General features: G+C 69.1%; 11 protein-coding genes and 1 pseudogene. 7 read left to right on the top strand and 5 right to left on the bottom strand.

Annotation, left to right across the window (positions count from 1 at the left end; genetic code table 11):
* The first annotated feature begins 140 nt into the window (after positions 1-140).
* The 3 genes from trmB to mmpL3 all read left to right on the top strand — a co-directional run bounded on the left by trmB (position 141) and on the right by mmpL3 (position 4,578).
* The gene (trmB, locus tag AWC19_RS11845; protein ID WP_211284906.1) at positions 141-932 is read left to right on the top strand and encodes a tRNA (guanosine(46)-N7)-methyltransferase TrmB; all 792 of its coding nucleotides are present in this window, start codon (positions 141-143) and stop codon (positions 930-932) included.
* Positions 933-941: 9 nt separating this feature from the next.
* A complete protein-coding gene (locus AWC19_RS11840) occupies positions 942-1,649 on the top strand; it encodes an NYN domain-containing protein (RefSeq protein WP_085078343.1) in 708 nt (235 codons plus the stop codon).
* A 61-nt stretch (positions 1,650-1,710) separates the two neighbouring features.
* A complete protein-coding gene (gene mmpL3, locus AWC19_RS11835) occupies positions 1,711-4,578 on the top strand; it encodes a trehalose monomycolate exporter MmpL3 (protein ID WP_085078275.1) in 2,868 nt (955 codons plus the stop codon).
* 12 nt (positions 4,579-4,590) lie between these two features.
* Here the strand turns inward: mmpL3 and AWC19_RS11830 are convergent.
* Positions 4,591-5,736, bottom strand: a pseudogene (locus tag AWC19_RS11830) (AI-2E family transporter).
* A 139-nt stretch (positions 5,737-5,875) separates the two neighbouring features.
* On the opposite strand from AWC19_RS11830, the gene AWC19_RS11825 reads away from it, so the two are divergent.
* Positions 5,876-7,057 carry a lysylphosphatidylglycerol synthase transmembrane domain-containing protein gene (locus AWC19_RS11825; protein ID WP_085078277.1) on the top strand — a complete coding sequence of 394 codons (1,182 nt, stop codon included), beginning with the start codon at positions 5,876-5,878 and terminating at the stop codon, positions 7,055-7,057.
* On the opposite strand, the gene AWC19_RS11820 is transcribed toward AWC19_RS11825, so the two are convergent.
* Complete coding sequence (locus tag AWC19_RS11820) at positions 7,054-7,599, bottom strand: hemophore (protein ID WP_085078278.1); 546 nt, start codon at positions 7,597-7,599, stop codon at positions 7,054-7,056. The genes AWC19_RS11825 and AWC19_RS11820 overlap by 4 nt on opposite strands.
* A 319-nt stretch (positions 7,600-7,918) precedes the next feature.
* On the opposite strand from AWC19_RS11820, the gene AWC19_RS11815 reads away from it, so the two are divergent.
* Positions 7,919-10,918 carry an MMPL family transporter gene (locus AWC19_RS11815; RefSeq protein ID WP_085078286.1) on the top strand — a complete coding sequence of 1,000 codons (3,000 nt, stop codon included), beginning with the start codon at positions 7,919-7,921 and terminating at the stop codon, positions 10,916-10,918.
* Positions 10,915-11,442, top strand: a complete 528-nt coding sequence (locus AWC19_RS11810; protein WP_085078280.1) for a transcriptional regulator — start codon at positions 10,915-10,917, stop codon at positions 11,440-11,442. Before AWC19_RS11815 ends, AWC19_RS11810 begins: the two co-directional genes overlap by 4 nt.
* 6 nt (positions 11,443-11,448) lie before the next feature.
* On the opposite strand, the gene AWC19_RS11805 is transcribed toward AWC19_RS11810, so the two are convergent.
* On the bottom strand, positions 11,449-12,138 hold the full coding sequence (locus tag AWC19_RS11805) for a hypothetical protein (protein WP_085078281.1): 690 nt from the start codon (positions 12,136-12,138) through the stop codon (positions 11,449-11,451).
* On the bottom strand, positions 12,135-12,785 hold the full coding sequence (locus tag AWC19_RS11800) for a hypothetical protein (RefSeq protein ID WP_085078282.1): 651 nt from the start codon (positions 12,783-12,785) through the stop codon (positions 12,135-12,137). The genes AWC19_RS11805 and AWC19_RS11800 overlap by 4 nt, the downstream gene beginning before the upstream one ends.
* Positions 12,786-12,827: 42 nt before the next feature.
* Between AWC19_RS11800 and AWC19_RS11795 the strand changes: the two genes are divergently transcribed.
* Entirely contained in the window at positions 12,828-14,813 is a 1,986-nt protein-coding gene (locus tag AWC19_RS11795; RefSeq protein WP_085078283.1) for a M13 family metallopeptidase, read from the top strand.
* Here AWC19_RS11795 and AWC19_RS11790 read toward each other — a convergent pair.
* Positions 14,810-15,937: a tetratricopeptide repeat-containing glycosyltransferase family 2 protein gene (locus AWC19_RS11790; protein ID WP_211284903.1), complete on the bottom strand. Its 1,128-nt coding sequence runs from the start codon at positions 15,935-15,937 to the stop codon at positions 14,810-14,812. The two genes, AWC19_RS11795 and AWC19_RS11790, sit on opposite strands and share 4 nt — an antisense overlap.
* Between the last annotated feature and the right edge of the window lie 303 nt (positions 15,938-16,240).

Below are 16,240 nucleotides of genomic sequence, written 5' to 3'. Positions count from 1 at the left end.
TAGATCCGATCGACCCGCCGGCGTTGTTCCCCGCATGGTGGCATTTGCATCGGCGAGATGCGAGCCACCGGCCCCCCGTTACCAGCCGAAGGCAACTGTTGGGTATCAATCTGGACCAGGGGCGGCAACCCCGGCGGTTCATAGGCCACCATGGACAAATGCATGCGCAACCCGGGGTCAGGACGTGTCCCGACGCGCCGGCGGAGGTGGAAACAGGCCTGGGTACCGACGAACGCCGTCCCCTTCCCACCACGAGTTTCCGCTCGCGGCGGTCCACCCTTTCGGGCGGCCAACGCGAAACCTGGGAGCGGCTCTGGCCGAGGCTGGGCCTCTCGCTGGGCAGCCACGCCGGGGATCGCGAACCGCTGGACACCGGCGCCTGGTTCGGCCGTCGGGCGCCCGTAGTTCTCGAAATCGGTTGCGGCAGCGGCACATCCACGCTGGCGATGGCCGCCGACGAGCCCGGCGTCGACGTGATCGCGGTCGAGGTCTACCGACGGGGCCTGGCGCAGCTGCTCTCGGCGATCGACCGCGAAGGCGTTCGCAACATCCGGCTGATCCACGGAAACGCGGTCGACGTGCTGGCCCACCTCATCGCGCCCGCCTCGCTGACCGGCGTGCGGGTCTTCTTCCCCGACCCGTGGCCCAAGGCCCGCCACCACAAGCGCCGGTTCCTGCAAACCGGCACGATTGGCCTGATCGCCGACCGGCTACTCCCTGGCGGTGTCCTGCACGCCGCCACGGACCACCCCGGCTACGCCGAGCACATCGGCGACGTCGGTGACGCCGAACCGCGGCTGCGACGCGCCGAGCCGGGCGACCGCCTGCCGATCTCGGTCGCCCGGCCCACCACCAAGTACGAGACGAAGGCCCAAGAAGCGGGCAGCGCCGTGACCGAATTCATTTGGCTTCGACATTCAGACCATGAGTAGGCGATGAGCATGAGCCTGACGGAAGAAACCGCACCGGAATCCCTGGAATCGCCGGCCGTCCTGTCGGCCGAGGGCCTGAACAGCTTCCCCACCCCCGGCGGTCGCGTCCTTTTGGTGTGGGACGCGCCCAACCTCGACATGGGCCTGGGTTCCATCCTCGGTCGCCGGCCGACCGCCCTGGAACGGCCGCGGTTCGACGCCCTCGGCCGGTGGCTGCTGGCGCGCACGGCCGAGGTCAGCGCGGCCCGCCCGGGCGTCGTGATCGAACCCGAGGCCACCGTCTTCACCAACATCGCGCCCGGCAGCGCCGAGGTGGTCCGGCCCTGGGTGGACGCGCTGCGCAACGTCGGCTTCGCCGTGTTCGCCAAGCCGAAGATCGACGAGGACAGCGACGTCGACCGCGACATGCTCGCGCACATCGAACGGCGGCGTTCCGAGGGGCTGGCGGCGCTGGTCGTGGCCTCCGCGGACGGGCAGGCGTTCCGCCAGCCGCTGCAGGAGATCGCACGCACCGGCATCGGCGTTCAGGTGATCGGATTTCGCGAACACGCGAGTTGGGCGCTAGCGTCGGATACCTTGGACTTCGTCGACCTGGAAGACATCGCGGGTGTGTTCCGGGAACCGTTGCCGCGAATCGGGCTAGATTCGCTGCCTGACCAGGGGGCGTGGCTGCAGCCGTTCCGGCCGCTGTCCGCACTGTTGACCACGCGTGTGTGAGACTGGCGGCGGAACTCCAATGACACAGCGCGGGTCACATTCGATCCAGTAAGGAGCTCACGTGTTCGCCTGGTGGGGTCGAACTGTGTACCGCTACCGGTACATCGTAATCGGGGTCATGGTGGCTCTGTGCCTCGGCGGCGGCGTCTTCGGGCTGAGCCTGGGAAAGCACGTTACCCAGAGCGGTTTCTACGACGACGGCAGCCAGTCGGTCAAGGCCTCGGTGCTGGGCGACCAGACCTACGGCCGCGACCGCACCAGCCACATCGTCGCCACCTTCACCGCTCCCGACGGCAAGACCGTCGACGACCCGGCATGGAAGCAGAAGATCGTCGACGAGCTCAACAAGTTCAAGAACGACCACCCCAACCAGGTCGTCGGGTGGGCGGGCTGGCTGGCGGTGGCCGACCCGGCCGACGCGCCCCCGCTGATCAAGGGGATGGCGACCGAAGACAAGAAGCACACCTTCGTGTCCATCCCACTGAAGGGCGACGACGACGACACGATCCTCAACAACTACAAGACGATCGCGCCCGACCTGCAGAAGCTCGACGGCGGCAAGGTTCAGCTGGCCGGCCTCGAGCCGATCGCCAACGCCCTGACCGGGACCATCGCCACCGACCAGCGCCGCATGGAGGTGCTCGCGCTGCCGGCGGTGACGGTCGTGTTGTTCTTGGTGTTCGGCGGCGCGATCGCCGCCGGCCTGCCGGTGATGGTGGGCGGGCTGAGCATCGCCGGCGCGCTGGGCATCCTGCGGTTCGTCGCGATTTTCGGCCCGGTGCACTACTTCGCCCAGCCGGTGGTGTCGCTGATCGGCCTCGGCATCGCCATCGACTACGGGCTGTTCGTGGTCAGCCGGTTCCGGGAGGAGATCGCCGAGGGCTACGACACCGAGGCGGCGGTGCGGCGCACGGTGATGACGGCCGGCCGCACCGTCACCTTCTCGGCGGTGCTGATCATCGCCTCGAGCGCCAGCCTGCTGGCGTTGCCGCAGGGATTTGTGCATTCGCTGACCTACGCGATCTTCGCGGCGGTCGGGCTGGCCGCGCTGCTATCGATCACGCTGCTGCCGGCGTGCCTGGGCATCCTCGGGCGCCACGTGGACGCGCTGGGCGTGCGGACCGCGTTGCGGGTGCCGTTTTTGCGGAACTGGAAGGTGTCGCGCGTCTACCTCGAGTGGCTCGCGGAGCGGCTGCAGAAGACCAAGACGCGCGAGGAGGTCGAGGCCGGCTTCTGGGGCAAGCTCGTCAACTTCGTGATGAAGCGTCCGCTTGCGTTCGCCATCCCGATCGCCGTCGGCATGATCCTGCTGGTCATTCCGCTGGGCAACCTGTCGTTCGGGGGCATGAGCGAGAAGTACCTGCCGCCGAACAACTCCGTGCGCCTGGCGCAGGAGCACTTCGACAAGTTGTTCCCCGGGTACCGCACCGAACAGCTGACCGTCGTGATCAAGAGCGACAACGGCAGCAAGGTCACCGATCAGCAGGTCGCCGACATCCGCAACAGGATCGCGCCGATCACCGGGTTCACCGACAAGACGTGGCAGGAGCGGCCCTGCCCGACCATCGCCGGCAATCCCTGCGTCAACGGGCCGAACGGGACGTCGCAGCCCAAGGACGACTCGGTGCGGGTGATCCAGAACGGGTTGTCCAACCGCAATGACGCGGCCAAGAAGATCAGCGAACTGCGCGCGGTATCGGCGCCGAAAGGCCTCAGCCTGCTGGTCGGCGGCACGCCGGCGCTCGAGCAGGACAGCATCCACAGCCTGTTCGACAAGGCCCCGCTGATGCTGGTGTTGCTGCTCGGCGCGACGACGGTGCTGATGTTCCTGGCGTTCGGATCGTTCGTGCTGCCGATCAAGGCGGTGGTGATGAGCGCGCTGACGCTGGGATCCACCCTGGGGATCCTGACGTGGATCTTCGTCGACGGGCACTTCTCGACGTGGCTGAACTTCACGCCGACGCCGCTGATGGTGGTGCTGATCGCGCTGGTCGTCGCCGTGGGCTTCGGCCTGGCCACCGACTACGAGGTGTTTTTGGTGTCCCGGATGGTCGAGGCCCGCGAGCGCGGCATGTCCACCGCCGAGGCCATCCGGATCGGCACGGCGACCACCGGGCGGCTGATCACGGCCGCCGCGCTGGTGCTCGCCGTGGTCGCCGCGTCGTTCGTGTTCAGCGACCTGGTGCTGATGAAGTACCTGGCCTTCGGGCTGATGGCCGCCTTGCTGCTGGACGCGACCGTGGTCCGGATGTTCCTGGTGCCCTCGGTGATGAAGCTGCTCGGCGACGATTGCTGGTGGGCCCCGCGCTGGGCCCGCCGGCTGCAGAACCGGCTCGGGCTGGGCGAGATCGACCTGCCCGACGAGCGCAAGCGGCCCACCCTCAACGGGCGGACCGCGCGGCCTCCGGTCGCCGCGGCCAGCCTGGTCGCCGCGACGCCGCGCGCGCCGCACGACCCCACCCATCCCGGCGCGCTGGAGCCGTCGCGCCCGGCGCGGCCCCCGGCCGGCCCGCCGGAGCCGCGGCCGGCCCAGCCGCCGGCGCCCGCCGCCGCGAACACCGCGCGGTTGCAGGCCCCGCCGAGCCAGCCGACGCAAGCGCCGACGACGCGCCTCACGGTCCCGCCAGCCGGGCCGCGTCCCGCCACGCCGCCGCAGCCGGCGCCCCCGCCGCCGCCGTCGGGCGGTCAGACGCGGGCCATGCCGCTCCCGACCAACCGTTCCGGCGACAGCGCCGACCCGGCCGAGCCGACCACCGCCCTGCCGGTCATGCGCTCCGACGGCGACGACTCGGGCACGGCCACCGAGCAGCTCAACTCGCGCGGGCAAGGCGAGAACGGCGACAACCCGCGGCAGCGGCGCCGCGGCGGCGGCGCGGGGGGCGCGCCGGTCAGCGCCCAGGACCTGCTGCGCCGCGAGGGGCGCCTCTAGGCGCTCGGCGGATCAGTCGGGCCGGTCCGGTTCCGCCTGGACGATCGCCGACTCGTCGGCCTCCTCGGCCTGCTTTTCTGCTTCGGCGGCGGGATCCGGGGCCAGCAGCACCTGCATCGCGTTGTTGACGAACGCGACCGTCGGGACGGCCAGCAGGGCGCCGACGATCCCGGCGAGCACCCCGCCGGTCGAGATCGCCAGCACCACCGCGAGCGGATGGATCGACACCGCGCGCCCCATCACCAGCGGCTGCAGCAAATGCGCCTCGAGCTGGTTCACCGCGATTAGCAAACCCAGTGTGATCAGCGCGTAGACGACTCCCTTGGCCAGCAGCGCCACCACCACGGCCAAGAAGCCCGCGACCACCGCGCCGACGAGCGGGACGAACGCGCCCAGAAACACCAGCGAGGCCAGCGGCAGCGCCAGCGGGATGCCCATGATCGCCAGCCCGGTGCCCACACCCGCGGCGTCGGTCAGGGCGACCAGGAACGTCGCCCGCACGTAGCCGATCAGCGACACGTATCCCGCGTGGCCCGCCTCGCGCACCCGGTCGCGGACGCCGACTGGGAAGATCTTCGTGACCTATTGCCAGATGTTGCGCCCGCCGTAGAGCATGAATATCAAAGTGAACAAAGCCAATACGGCCGCGATGACCACCTCGGTGATGGTGGCGGCCGTCGCCAGCGCGCCGCTGGTGAGCTTGGACTGGTTGTTGTGCAGCGCCTGGATCGCGGCGTTGCCCGCGTTGGAGATTTGTTCGCCGCGCAAATGCAGCGGCCCCTCGATCAGCCAGCGCCGGGTGGAGTCGATGCTTCGGCTCACCTCTTCGGTCAGGTCCGGCAGCCCGTAGACGAACTGGATGATGACGAAAGCCAGGATGCCGCCCAAGACGGCGAAGCCGCCGAACAACACCAGCGCCACCGCCGCACCGCGCGGCAGGCCCCGCTGGTCCAGCCAGTCGACCGCCTGCACGAGCAACGCGCTGACAATCAAGGCCAGCAACACCGGGACGACGACCACCTCCAGCTTCTTCACGACCCACAGCAGGGCGAGCACCGCGGCGAGGATGACGAGCAACCGCCACGACCAGGCGGCGGCCTTGCGGACGAGCGGTTCGACTGACCCAGCCTCTACGGCGTCGTCGGGGTTTGCCGGCATCAGGTCAGCCTATCTGGCGGCGCTTTGCTCCGACCGCCCAGCGCGGCCGCCACGATCCGGTTACGACCCCGGTACGACCCCGACACAGTCGGCGCTTCGCCGCGCTGGCCGCGCCACCTGCGCGGTTACCCTAAACCACGTGCCGCACCACGCACCGCCCCGCAAGCTCGACCTGGCGCGCGAACCGACCCCGCGCGGCAAGTACTGGTGGGTGCGCTGGGTGGTGCTGGGAATCGTCGCCGTCGTGCTTGCTGTGGAGGTCTCGCTCGGCTGGGACCAGCTGGCCAAGGCCTGGATGAGCCTGTACGAGGCGAACTGGTGGTGGCTGATCGCGTCGGTGCTGGCCGCGGCCGCGTCGATGCACAGCTTCGCCCAGATCCAGCGCACCCTGCTGAGGTCGGCCGGTGTGCACGTCAAGCAGCTGCGGTCGGAGGCCGCGTTCTACGCCGCCAACTCGCTGAGCACCACGCTGCCCGGCGGGCCGGTGCTGTCGGCCACCTTCCTGTTCCGCCAGCAGCGGATCTGGGGCGCCTCGGCGGTGGTGGCCTCGTGGCAGCTGGTGATGTCGGGCGTGCTGCAGGCCGTGGGGCTGGCGCTGCTGGGGCTGGGCGGCGCGTTCTTCCTGGGCGCCAAGAACAACCCGTTCTCATTGCTGTTCACGCTCGGCGGTTTCGTCGCGCTGTTGCTGCTGGCCCAGGCGGTGGCGTCGCGCCCCGAGCTGATCGAGGGCATCGGCGGCCGGGTGCTGGCCTGGTTCAACTCCGTGCGCGGCAAGCCGGCGGACACCGGTTTGGACAAGTGGCGCGAGACGCTCAGCCAGCTGGAATCGGTGAGCCTGGGCCGCCGCGACCTGGGCGTGGCGTTCAGCTGGTCGATGTTCAACTGGATCGCCGACGTGGCCTGCCTGGGCTTCGCCGCCTACGCCGCCGGCGACCACGCCTCGGTCGCCGGGCTGACGGTGGCCTACGCCGCCGCCCGCGCGGTCGGCACCATACCGCTGATGCCCGGCGGCTTGTTGGTGGTCGAGGCGGTGCTGGTGCCCGGCCTGGTGTCCAGCGGGATGTCCCTGCCCAGCGCGATCTCGGCCATGCTGCTGTACCGGCTGATCAGCTGGCTATTCATCGCCGCCGTCGGCTGGGTGGTGTTCTTCTTCGTGTTCCGCACCGAGAACGTCACCGACTCCGACGACGACCCGATCACCGGGCCGCTGCCGGTGGTGCGCCACCGCGACGACCCCGCCGCCGACCCGGCCGGCGGCGCCCCGCGGGGGCCCGTCCCGCCGCCCGAGGCCGGCCCCGACGGCCGGCCCGCCGGCGCTTAACCGACGTTGCCGGGCTTCGGCGCGCCGCCGATCGTGACGCCGGGCAGCGTGCCGCCCTGGCTGGCACCGGTGGGGGCCGGCGCGGTCGCCTCCGGCGGGGTGCCCGCGGCGCCGCCCGGCAGCGCGGGCAGCCCGCCCGCGGCGCCCTGCGCCTGCTGCATCAGGCCCATCGCCTGAGGGATCGTGATCGGCAGCTTGCACTGCATCGACAGGTTGGTCAGCGGCTGCGCCATCGACGTCATGTCGCCGGCGACCTTCGGGTTGGCCTCGAAGTAGGACTTCAACCCGGTCAACGACTGCGGGCCGGCCTGCTGCTGCAGCATCGTCGTCATCGCCTGGTTGGTCTGCGGGTGCGAGTCCAGGTAGTCGCCCATCGACTTGGAGACCGAACCGATCGTGCGGGCGACCTCACTGGCCGAGCAGGGGTCGTTGGCGCCCGTCGCCGGCGGGCCGGCCAGCACCGCGAAGGCGGCGGCGGGCGCGGCGGCGGCGATCAGCCCGGCGAGGAGCCTGCGGCGCCTGGTCGCGGTGCCTGTCGTCATGGATCACTCCTTGGGTGTTCGCCGATACACGTGCCTCGTCGTGGACACCCCGTAGGCGGCTGCGATAGAAGGCTTTTGGTGGCGGGATCCCCGGTACCCGCGCGGCCATCCGACATCCTGCCACCGCCCGCCCCGCGGCTGCCACTCGTGTGACTTAGATCCTTATAGTCACCGGTTCACAACGGCTTCACGGCGTCTTAGAAACATCGGTGTCCTTGCAGCTCAGGATGCTGATAACCCGACATAATCCACAGGCTGCTGCGGTATCCTCGCCTGCACGCCGCGCGAGACACCGGGGAGTGCAGAAATCCAGCAGTTCATGATGCGCCTCAGCCGCAGCCTGCGTCGATACCGTTGGTTGGTCTTCACAGGCTGGTTGCTGGCGTTGGTGCCGGCCGTCTATCTGGCGCTGACGCAGTCCGGGAATCTCACCGGCGGCGGTTTCGAAGTGGCCGGCTCCCAGTCGCTGGCGGTGCACGACCAGCTCGAGGAGCTCTACCACGACCAGGGGGTGTCCTCGCTGGCGCTGGTCGCGGCGCCCCGCCCGGACGCCAGCTATTCCGACATCAACGACGCGGTAGCGCAGCTGCGCCGAATCGCCGGCGAGTTTCCCGGCGTCACGGAGGCGCCCAACCCCACCCAACGCCCGCCGCAGCCCGACCGGCCGTACGTGGTGTCGCTGCGGCTGGACGCCCGCAACGCCGGCACCAGCGACATCGCCAAGCAGCTGCGGCAGAGGATCGGGATCAAGGGCGACCAGCCCGGCCTGACCGCCGACGGCCGCGTGCGGCTCTACGTCATCGGCCAGGGGGCGCTCAGCGCCGCCGCCGCCGCCAACACCAAGCACGACATCGCCGCCGCCGAACGCTGGAACCTGCCGATCATTTTGATCGTCCTGCTGGCGGTGTTCGGTTCGCTGGCCGCCGCGGCGATCCCGCTGTCCCTGGGCGTCTGCACGGTCGTCGTGACCATGGGCCTGGTCTATTTCCTATCGACCCACACCACCATGTCGGTGTTCGTGACCTCGACCGTCTCGATGTTCGGGATCGCGCTGGCCGTGGACTATTCGCTATTCATCCTGATGCGTTTCCGCGAGGAGCTGCGTTCCGGGCGCCAGCACACCGACGCCGTCGACGCCGCGATGGCGACCTCCGGGCTCGCGGTGGTGCTGTCGGGCGCGACCGTCGTCGCCTCCCTGACCGGGATCTACATCATCAACACCCCGGCGCTGAAATCGATGGCCACCGGGGCGATCCTGGCCGTCGCGGTGGCCATGCTGAGCTCGGCCACCCTGACCCCGGCGGTGCTGGCGACCTTCGGGCGGTCGGCGGCCAAGCGGTCGCGGCTGCTGCACTGGTCGCGGCAGCCGGAGGGCACCCAGTCCCGGTTCTGGAACCGCTGGATCGGGTGGGTGATGCGCCGGCCGTGGCTGTCGGCGGTGGCCGCGTCGGTGGTGCTACTCGTGATGGCGGCGCCGGCCGCGTCGATGGTCCTGGGCAACAGCCTGCTGCGCCAGTTCGACTCCTCGCACGAGATCCGCGCCGGGGTGGGCGCGGCGGCGCAGGCGCTCGGGCCGGGCGCGCTGGGCCCCGTGCAGGTGCTGATCACCTTCCCCGACGGCGGCGCGGCCTCGCCCGAGCACGGCGAGACCATCTCGGCGATCCGCCAGCGCATCACGCAGGCCCCGCACATCGTGTCGGTGTCACCGCCCCAATTCGCCGAGGACAACGGCAGTGCCCTGGTGTCGGCGGTGTTGTCGGTGGATCCCGAGGACATGGGCGCCCGCCAGACCGTCACCTGGCTGCGGCAACAGCTTCCAAAGATCCCCGACGCGGGGACGGCCCGCGTCGACGTCGGCGGCCCGACCGCGCTGATCAAGGACTTCGACGACCAGGTGGCCCAGACCGAGCCGGTGGTGCTGCTGTTCGTGGCGCTGATCGCGTTCGTGATGCTGCTGATCTCGATCCACTCGGTGTTTTTGGCGCTCAAGGGCGTGCTGATGACGTTGCTGTCGGTCGCCGCCGCCTACGGCAGCCTGGTGATGGTGTTCCAGTGGGGCTGGCTGCGCGACCTCGGCTTCGCCCAGATCCACTCGATCGACAGCACCGTTCCCCCGCTGGTGCTGGCGATGACCTTCGGGCTGTCGATGGACTACGAGATCTTCCTGCTCACCCGCATCCGGGAACGCTTCCTGCACTCGGGGAACACCCGGGACGCGGTCGCCTACGGGGTGAGCACCAGCGCCCGGACGATCACCAGCGCCGCCCTGATCATGATCGCGGTGTTCATCGGCTTCGCGTTCGCCGGCATGCCGCTGGTCGCCGAGATCGGCGTGGCCTGCGCCGTGGCGATCGCGGTGGACGCCACGGTGGTGCGCCTGGTCCTGGTCCCGGCGCTGATGGCGATGTTCGCGCAGTGGAACTGGTGGCTGCCGCGGTGGCTGTCGCGCGTGTTGCCGTCGGTCGACTTCGACAGGCCGCTGCCCGAGGTCGACCTGGCTGACGTCGTGGTCATCCCCGACGACATCTCGGGGCTGGCCGCGCCCAGCGGCGACCTGCGGATGGTGCTCAAGTCCGCCGCCAAGCTCAAGCACCTGGCGCCCGACGCCATCACCGTGGCGGACCCGCTGGCCTTCACCGGCTGCGGGCGTAACGGCAAAGCCACCGGCGCGCGCGGACTCGGCCCCGAACAGATCCCGCACCAGGTCGACATCGGCGACGACGCCGCCGCGGCGGCCACCAACGGCGACACCAAGGCCCACCCGGGCAGCAAACGGCTGGGCCTGACGTCGCGCAACGGCATCGCCCGGGCGATCGCCGGCGGCGACCGGCCCGTTCACCCGGTCACGCTGTGGCGGGGCCGGCTGTCGGTGGCCATCGACGCGCTGGAAAACGGTGCGGTGAAAAAGGACGCCGAGCCGCCCCAGTTCGAGCGCCGCAGCCCGGTGGAAACCACCAACGTGCAGCTGCCCACCGGCGACCGGCTGATGGTCCCCACCGGCGCCGAAGCGCTGCGCCTCAAGGGCTATCTGATCATGTGCCGTAACAGCAGCCGCGATTATGCCGACTTTGCAGACATGGTCGAAACGGTCGAACCCGAGACCGCTGCGGTGGTGCTGGCCGGGATGGACAGGTATTACTGTTGTCGAACACCCAGGCCGCACTGGATCGCCACGCAGTTGGTCCGCCGGCTCGCGGATCCACCCCCCTCCGATTTGAGCGACGATTGCTTCTCGGAGCCCGATGCGAGGGCGGACTGGGACGAGGTCAGGCAACGCTGCCTATCGGTGGCTGTCGCGATGCTGGAGGAGGCGAGGTGACGTTGGCATCGGACCGGCGCCCGGCGCCGCCGCCCCAGCGGCCCGCCGGCGAACCGCGCGGGCCCGGCGGCGGATCGTCACCGGATCCCGAACAACCCGTCGAATTCTGGCCGACCTCCGCGATCCGCTCGGCGCTGCAGGGCGGCGACATCGCCACCTGGAAGCGCATCGCCGCCGCGCTGAAGCGCGACCCGTACGGGCGGACCGCCCGGCAGGTCGAAGAGGTGCTGGCGGGCACCCGGCCCTACGGCATCTCCAAGGCGCTGTGGGAGGTGCTGGAGCGCGCGCGGGCCCACCTGGAGGCCAACGAACGCGCCGAGGTGGCCCGCCACGTCACGCTGCTGATCGAACGGTCCGGGCTGGCGGAGCACGAATTCGCCTCCCGCATCGGGGTGACGCCCGAGGAGCTGGCCGCCTACATCGACGGCAGCACCAGCCCGACGGCGTCGCTGATGATCCGGATGCGCCGGCTGTCGGACCGATTCGTCAAGGTGAAGTCCGCGCGGACGGCCGAGTCCAACTGAGGGCCCTCAGCGCGAGCTGATCGGCGCCACGTCGGACACCAGCCAGTTGCCGCCGCGCTTGGTCAACGTCACCCGCAGCGCCGGCGCCGCCTGAGTGGGCGGCTGCCCCGGCACGTTCTGGGTCACCCGCAAAATCACGGCCACACTGGCCGCCGCCGGCCCGAGGGCCTCCACCCCGGCCGCCAGCGTGGCGGCCTGGGCGGTGACGTTGCGCTGGGCCAGGTCGGCGCTGGACTTCTTGTACTGGTCCTTGAACGCGCCGGCCTGCTCGGGCACCATCATCGCCGACGCCCGATCGATCGAGCTCATCGGGGCGCTCGGGGTGAATGACGCCATCGCCTCGGCCATCCCGGTGGCGGTGCGCACCACCTGGCGCGCGTCGTCGTTGAAGCCGCGGTCGGACTTCGTCCAGTGCGTGTAGCCGGTCAACACGGCCGCCGACAGGGCCGCCGCGCAGACGAAGACCACGGCCAGCCGCAGCCCCGGCGCGTCGTCGTCGGTGCCGACGCTGACCGCGTCGCGGCGCAGCAGCCAGAAATTGACGCTGACGCCTTCGACGATCAGCACGATCAGCACCGCGCACGCCGCCACCCACCACCGCGGCCAGCGCAGCACCAGCCCGATCGCCAGCAGCGCGCCGATCGCGGCCAGGGGGGCCAGGATGTCGAAGGCGAGCAGCCGCCAGACGTTCCTCATCGGATGGATTCCAGACCCGAGATCATCAGCTTGCCGTCCACGTCGGACACGGCCAGCCGCAGGTTCCAGTGCACCGTCTGGGGCTTGGCGCCCACGTTCTCGCTGACCGAGGTCGCGACGAGCATCACCGTGTCCGTCCGGCTGGCGAACGGCGGCAGCTTGGTGGTCACCACGTCTCTCGGGGGGCCGGCGCCCCCCGGCTGGGTGTCCAAATCGTGACGGACCGTCTCGATCGCCACCGAGTCGATCCGGCCGGCGCTTTGCGACTGCAGCTTCTGGACCACCAGGCGGTACGGCTGCATCGCCGCGTCGAAGTCGGCGTTGAGGTCCCCGACGGTCCCGTCGTGCAGCTTTTGCAGGCTGGTGTCGATGTTGCCGCTGTTCATGTTGATCAGCACGCCCGTCCAGTCGGCGGCGGTCTGCATGACGCGGCTCAGGTAGACCCGTTCGCCGACGGCGTCGCGGTGGGCCGACCAGATGAACCCGCCGAGCACGACCGCGCCGACCGACAGCAGGCCCAGGGCCGCCGACGCGATGCCGTAGCCCGAAAACACAGGCCCACCTGCGTCTTCGGCGTCCTCGGCGGCAGCGGCGGCGGCGTCGTCGGGCTGGTCGCCGGCGTCGTCGTCGGGTTCGGGGTCGGACATGGCCCGATCGTCGCATCCAAAAGAAGGTGGAAGGATGGCGGGGTGACGTATGCGGCCATTCGCTCGGGGGTCGACCTGAGCTATGTCGATCCCGGTGCCCGACCCCAAGACGACCTGTTCGGCCATGTCAACGGCCGCTGGCTGGCCGAGCACGAGATTCCCCCGGACCGCGCCACCGACGGCGCGTTCCGCCAGCTGTTCGACCGGGCCGAAGAGCAGGTGCGCGACCTGATCGTCGAGGCCAGCGAGTCCGGGGCCGCACCCGGCACCGACGAGCAGCGCATCGGCGACCTCTACGCCAGCTTCCTCGACGAGGACACGGTCGAACGGCGGGGCGTGCGGCCGCTGCTCGACGAGCTGGCCCTCGTGGAGGACTGCGCCGACCGTTCCGCGCTGGCCGCGGCGCTGGGCGCCCTGCAGCGCACCGGGGTCGGCGGCGGGGTGGCGATGTACGTCGACACCGACGCCAAGAACTCGGCCCGCTACCTGGCGCACTTCGGCCAGTCCGGCATCGGGCTGCCCGACGAATCGTATTTCCGCGACGAGCGGCACGCCGAGGTGCTGGCGGCCTACCCGAGACACATCGCGCGCATGTTCGGCCTGGTGTTCGGGGGGGACGAGGGCGACCACGCCGAGACGGCGGCGCGCATCGTGGCGCTGGAGACCAAGCTGGCGGCCGCGCACTGGGACGTGGTCAAGCGCCGCGACGCCGAGCTCACCTACAACCTGCGCACCTTCGCCGACCTGCAGCGCGACGCCGACGGCTTCGATTGGAACCGGTGGGCCGCCGCGCTGGGCGGCAGCCCGGACGCCCTGGCGGAAGTCGTTGTGCGCCAACCCGATTACCTCACCGCGTTCGCCGCGCTCTGGGGCAGCGAGGACTTCGAGGACTGGAAGCGCTGGGCGCGCTGGCGGTTGATCCGGGCCCGCGCCGCCTGGCTGACCGACGGAATCGTCGCCGCCGACTTCGACTTCTACGGCCGCCTGCTGACCGGCGCCGAGCAGATCCGGGAACGCTGGAAGCGCGCGGTGTCGCTGGTGGAGGGCCTGATGGGCGACGCCGTCGGGAAACTGTATGTGCGGCGGCATTTCCCGCCGGACGCCAAGGCCCGCATCGACGAGCTGGTGGACAATTTGAAGGCGGCCTACCGGCAGTCGATCACCGAGCTGGACTGGATGACGCCGCGGACCCGCGAGCGCGCGCTGGCCAAGCTGGACAAGTTCACCGCCAAGGTGGGCTACCCGACCAAGTGGCGCGACTACTCCGCCCTGGTGATCGACCGCAACGACCTGTACGGCAACTACCGACGGGGATACGCGGTCAACCACGACCGCGAGCTGGCCAAGCTAGGCGGCCCGGTCGACCGCGACGAATGGTTCATGACGCCGCAGACCGTCAACGCCTACTACAACCCCGGCATGAACGAAATCGTCTTCCCCGCAGCCATTTTGCAGCGGCCGTTCTTCGACGCCGAGGCCGACGACGCCGCCAACTATGGCGGCATCGGCGCGGTGATCGGCCACGAGATCGGGCACGGCTTCGACGACCAGGGCGCCAAGTACGACGGCGACGGCAACCTGGTCGACTGGTGGACCGACGACGACCGCGCCGAGTTCGCCGCCCGCACCAAGGCGCTGATCGAACAGTACGACGCGTACACGCCCAGGGCGCTCGACGGCAAGTATCACGTCAACGGCGCGTTCACCGTCGGCGAGAACATCGGGGACCTCGGCGGGCTATCGATTGCGCTGCTGGCCTACCAGCTGTCGCTGGAGGGCCGGCCGGCTCCCGTCATCGACGGGCTCACCGGCGTGCAGCGGGTGTTCTACGGATGGGCCCAGGTGTGGCGCACGAAATCGCGTGAGGCCGAGACGATTCGGCGGCTGGCGGTGGACCCGCACTCGCCGCCGGAGTTCCGGTGCAACGGCGTCGTCCGCAACGTCGACGCCTTCTACGACGCGTTCGGCGTGGCCGAGGGGGACGCGTTGTACCTGACGCCGCAGCGCCGGGTCAGGATCTGGAACTAATTAGTGGTGTCCGTCGGGACGGCCTGAGGTTCCCCGGCGGATTCGTTAATCAGACGCTGAAGAAGACGAATATTGGTTTCAATGTCCTGATCTTCGGGGAGGTAGCGACGAGCCAGCTCGTTGTGGTGCAGGGAGCGCTTATAGTCCCCGATGCGGTAGTAGCACAATCCGAGTTGTTTGTGCGGAAGCCAGGTCTTGAAAGGGTAATTCTGCACTCCCCACTCCCTGGTGCTCTTGGCGGCGGGGTCCTGCAGGGCGAGCTCATACCAAAAGATGGCTTGACGAAAGTGGTTTTTCTTGAGGAAGCGTTCGGCGAAGCGGCAGCTGAATTCGGGCCGCGGGACGTCCAACTCCAAGGACTTCAGCGCGCATTCCCATTCTTTGTCCAGATCCCCCGTCATGTAGTAGCACCGCGCCAGCGTGTGCAGCGCAAACAAGCTCAGGTCCAGCTGCGCATCATCCCCACTGCCCTGCCAAGCCAGGAACTCGACAAAGTAGGGGATGGCCTTTTCGAACTCGCCGTGCGCTTCGAGCTCGCGGGCGTAGTGGCAAAGGTCGACGGGATTCAGCGGGCGCCCCGCTGCGAGGTGCCTTTCGTATATCTGCCGGTTCCGCAGAGAGGAGGTGGGCCCACCGCACGGTTTTTCGTGGGTGACGACAATGTCACTGTCGAAGTAGGTGTAAGTGTCCGGTGCCACCAGGTCCTCGTGAACCACGCCGACCCAGGCAAATTTTTTAGACGTTTTCACCAACCGGAAACGTCGATTACTTTGGGTGACGTTACGGGATTCGTCGAAACTGTAATGATAGATCATGGAGACCGCGTCCACGGTCGGACTCAGCGTGTTTTTGAGCTGCAGTAATTTGTCCCGGTCTTCCGGAAGCAGGACGTCGTCGGCATCCAGCCAGAGCGTGTAGTCCATGGCGGCCTGCGCGAACGCGAAGTTGCGCGCCGCCGAAAAGTCGTCGATCCATTCGAAGTCGAAAACCCGTGATGTGAATTTACCGGCGATTGCCTTCGTGTTGTCTTCCGAGCCCGTATCGACGATGACGATCTCGTCGGGAATGCCATCAACGGATTTCAAACATCTTTCCAGCGTTTCCTCTTCGTTCTTGACGATCATACATAAGCTTATTGTGATCACCGGCCAGAGTTTCCCTTCTCGGTTTTCGCTAAAGCCTTGCTGTCGATTTTGTCAACGCTGCCGTCTCAATCAACACGCCAGATCGGCGCAGCCTGCCTCGGTGCCGGCACCGCTGCCTCCTGTCTGCAGTCGTCGTCGCGAAGGATGGTATCCCGCAGCGAGCCTCGCCAACGCGATCTCGTTGCTGCCACTTCGCCGGTCGGCAGACGCTTCCGCTCGGTGGTGGCCTTGATCTCGTGCGATCCGGCTGGTGCTGGCCGATACTGTGTGGGCATCTTCGGG

Source organism: Mycobacterium palustre (genome assembly GCF_002101785.1).
GTDB classification, from domain to species: domain Bacteria; phylum Actinomycetota; class Actinomycetes; order Mycobacteriales; family Mycobacteriaceae; genus Mycobacterium; species Mycobacterium palustre.
The sequence above is the reverse complement of the archived record's forward strand: the minus strand, read 5'-3'. Positions and strand labels throughout refer to the sequence as shown.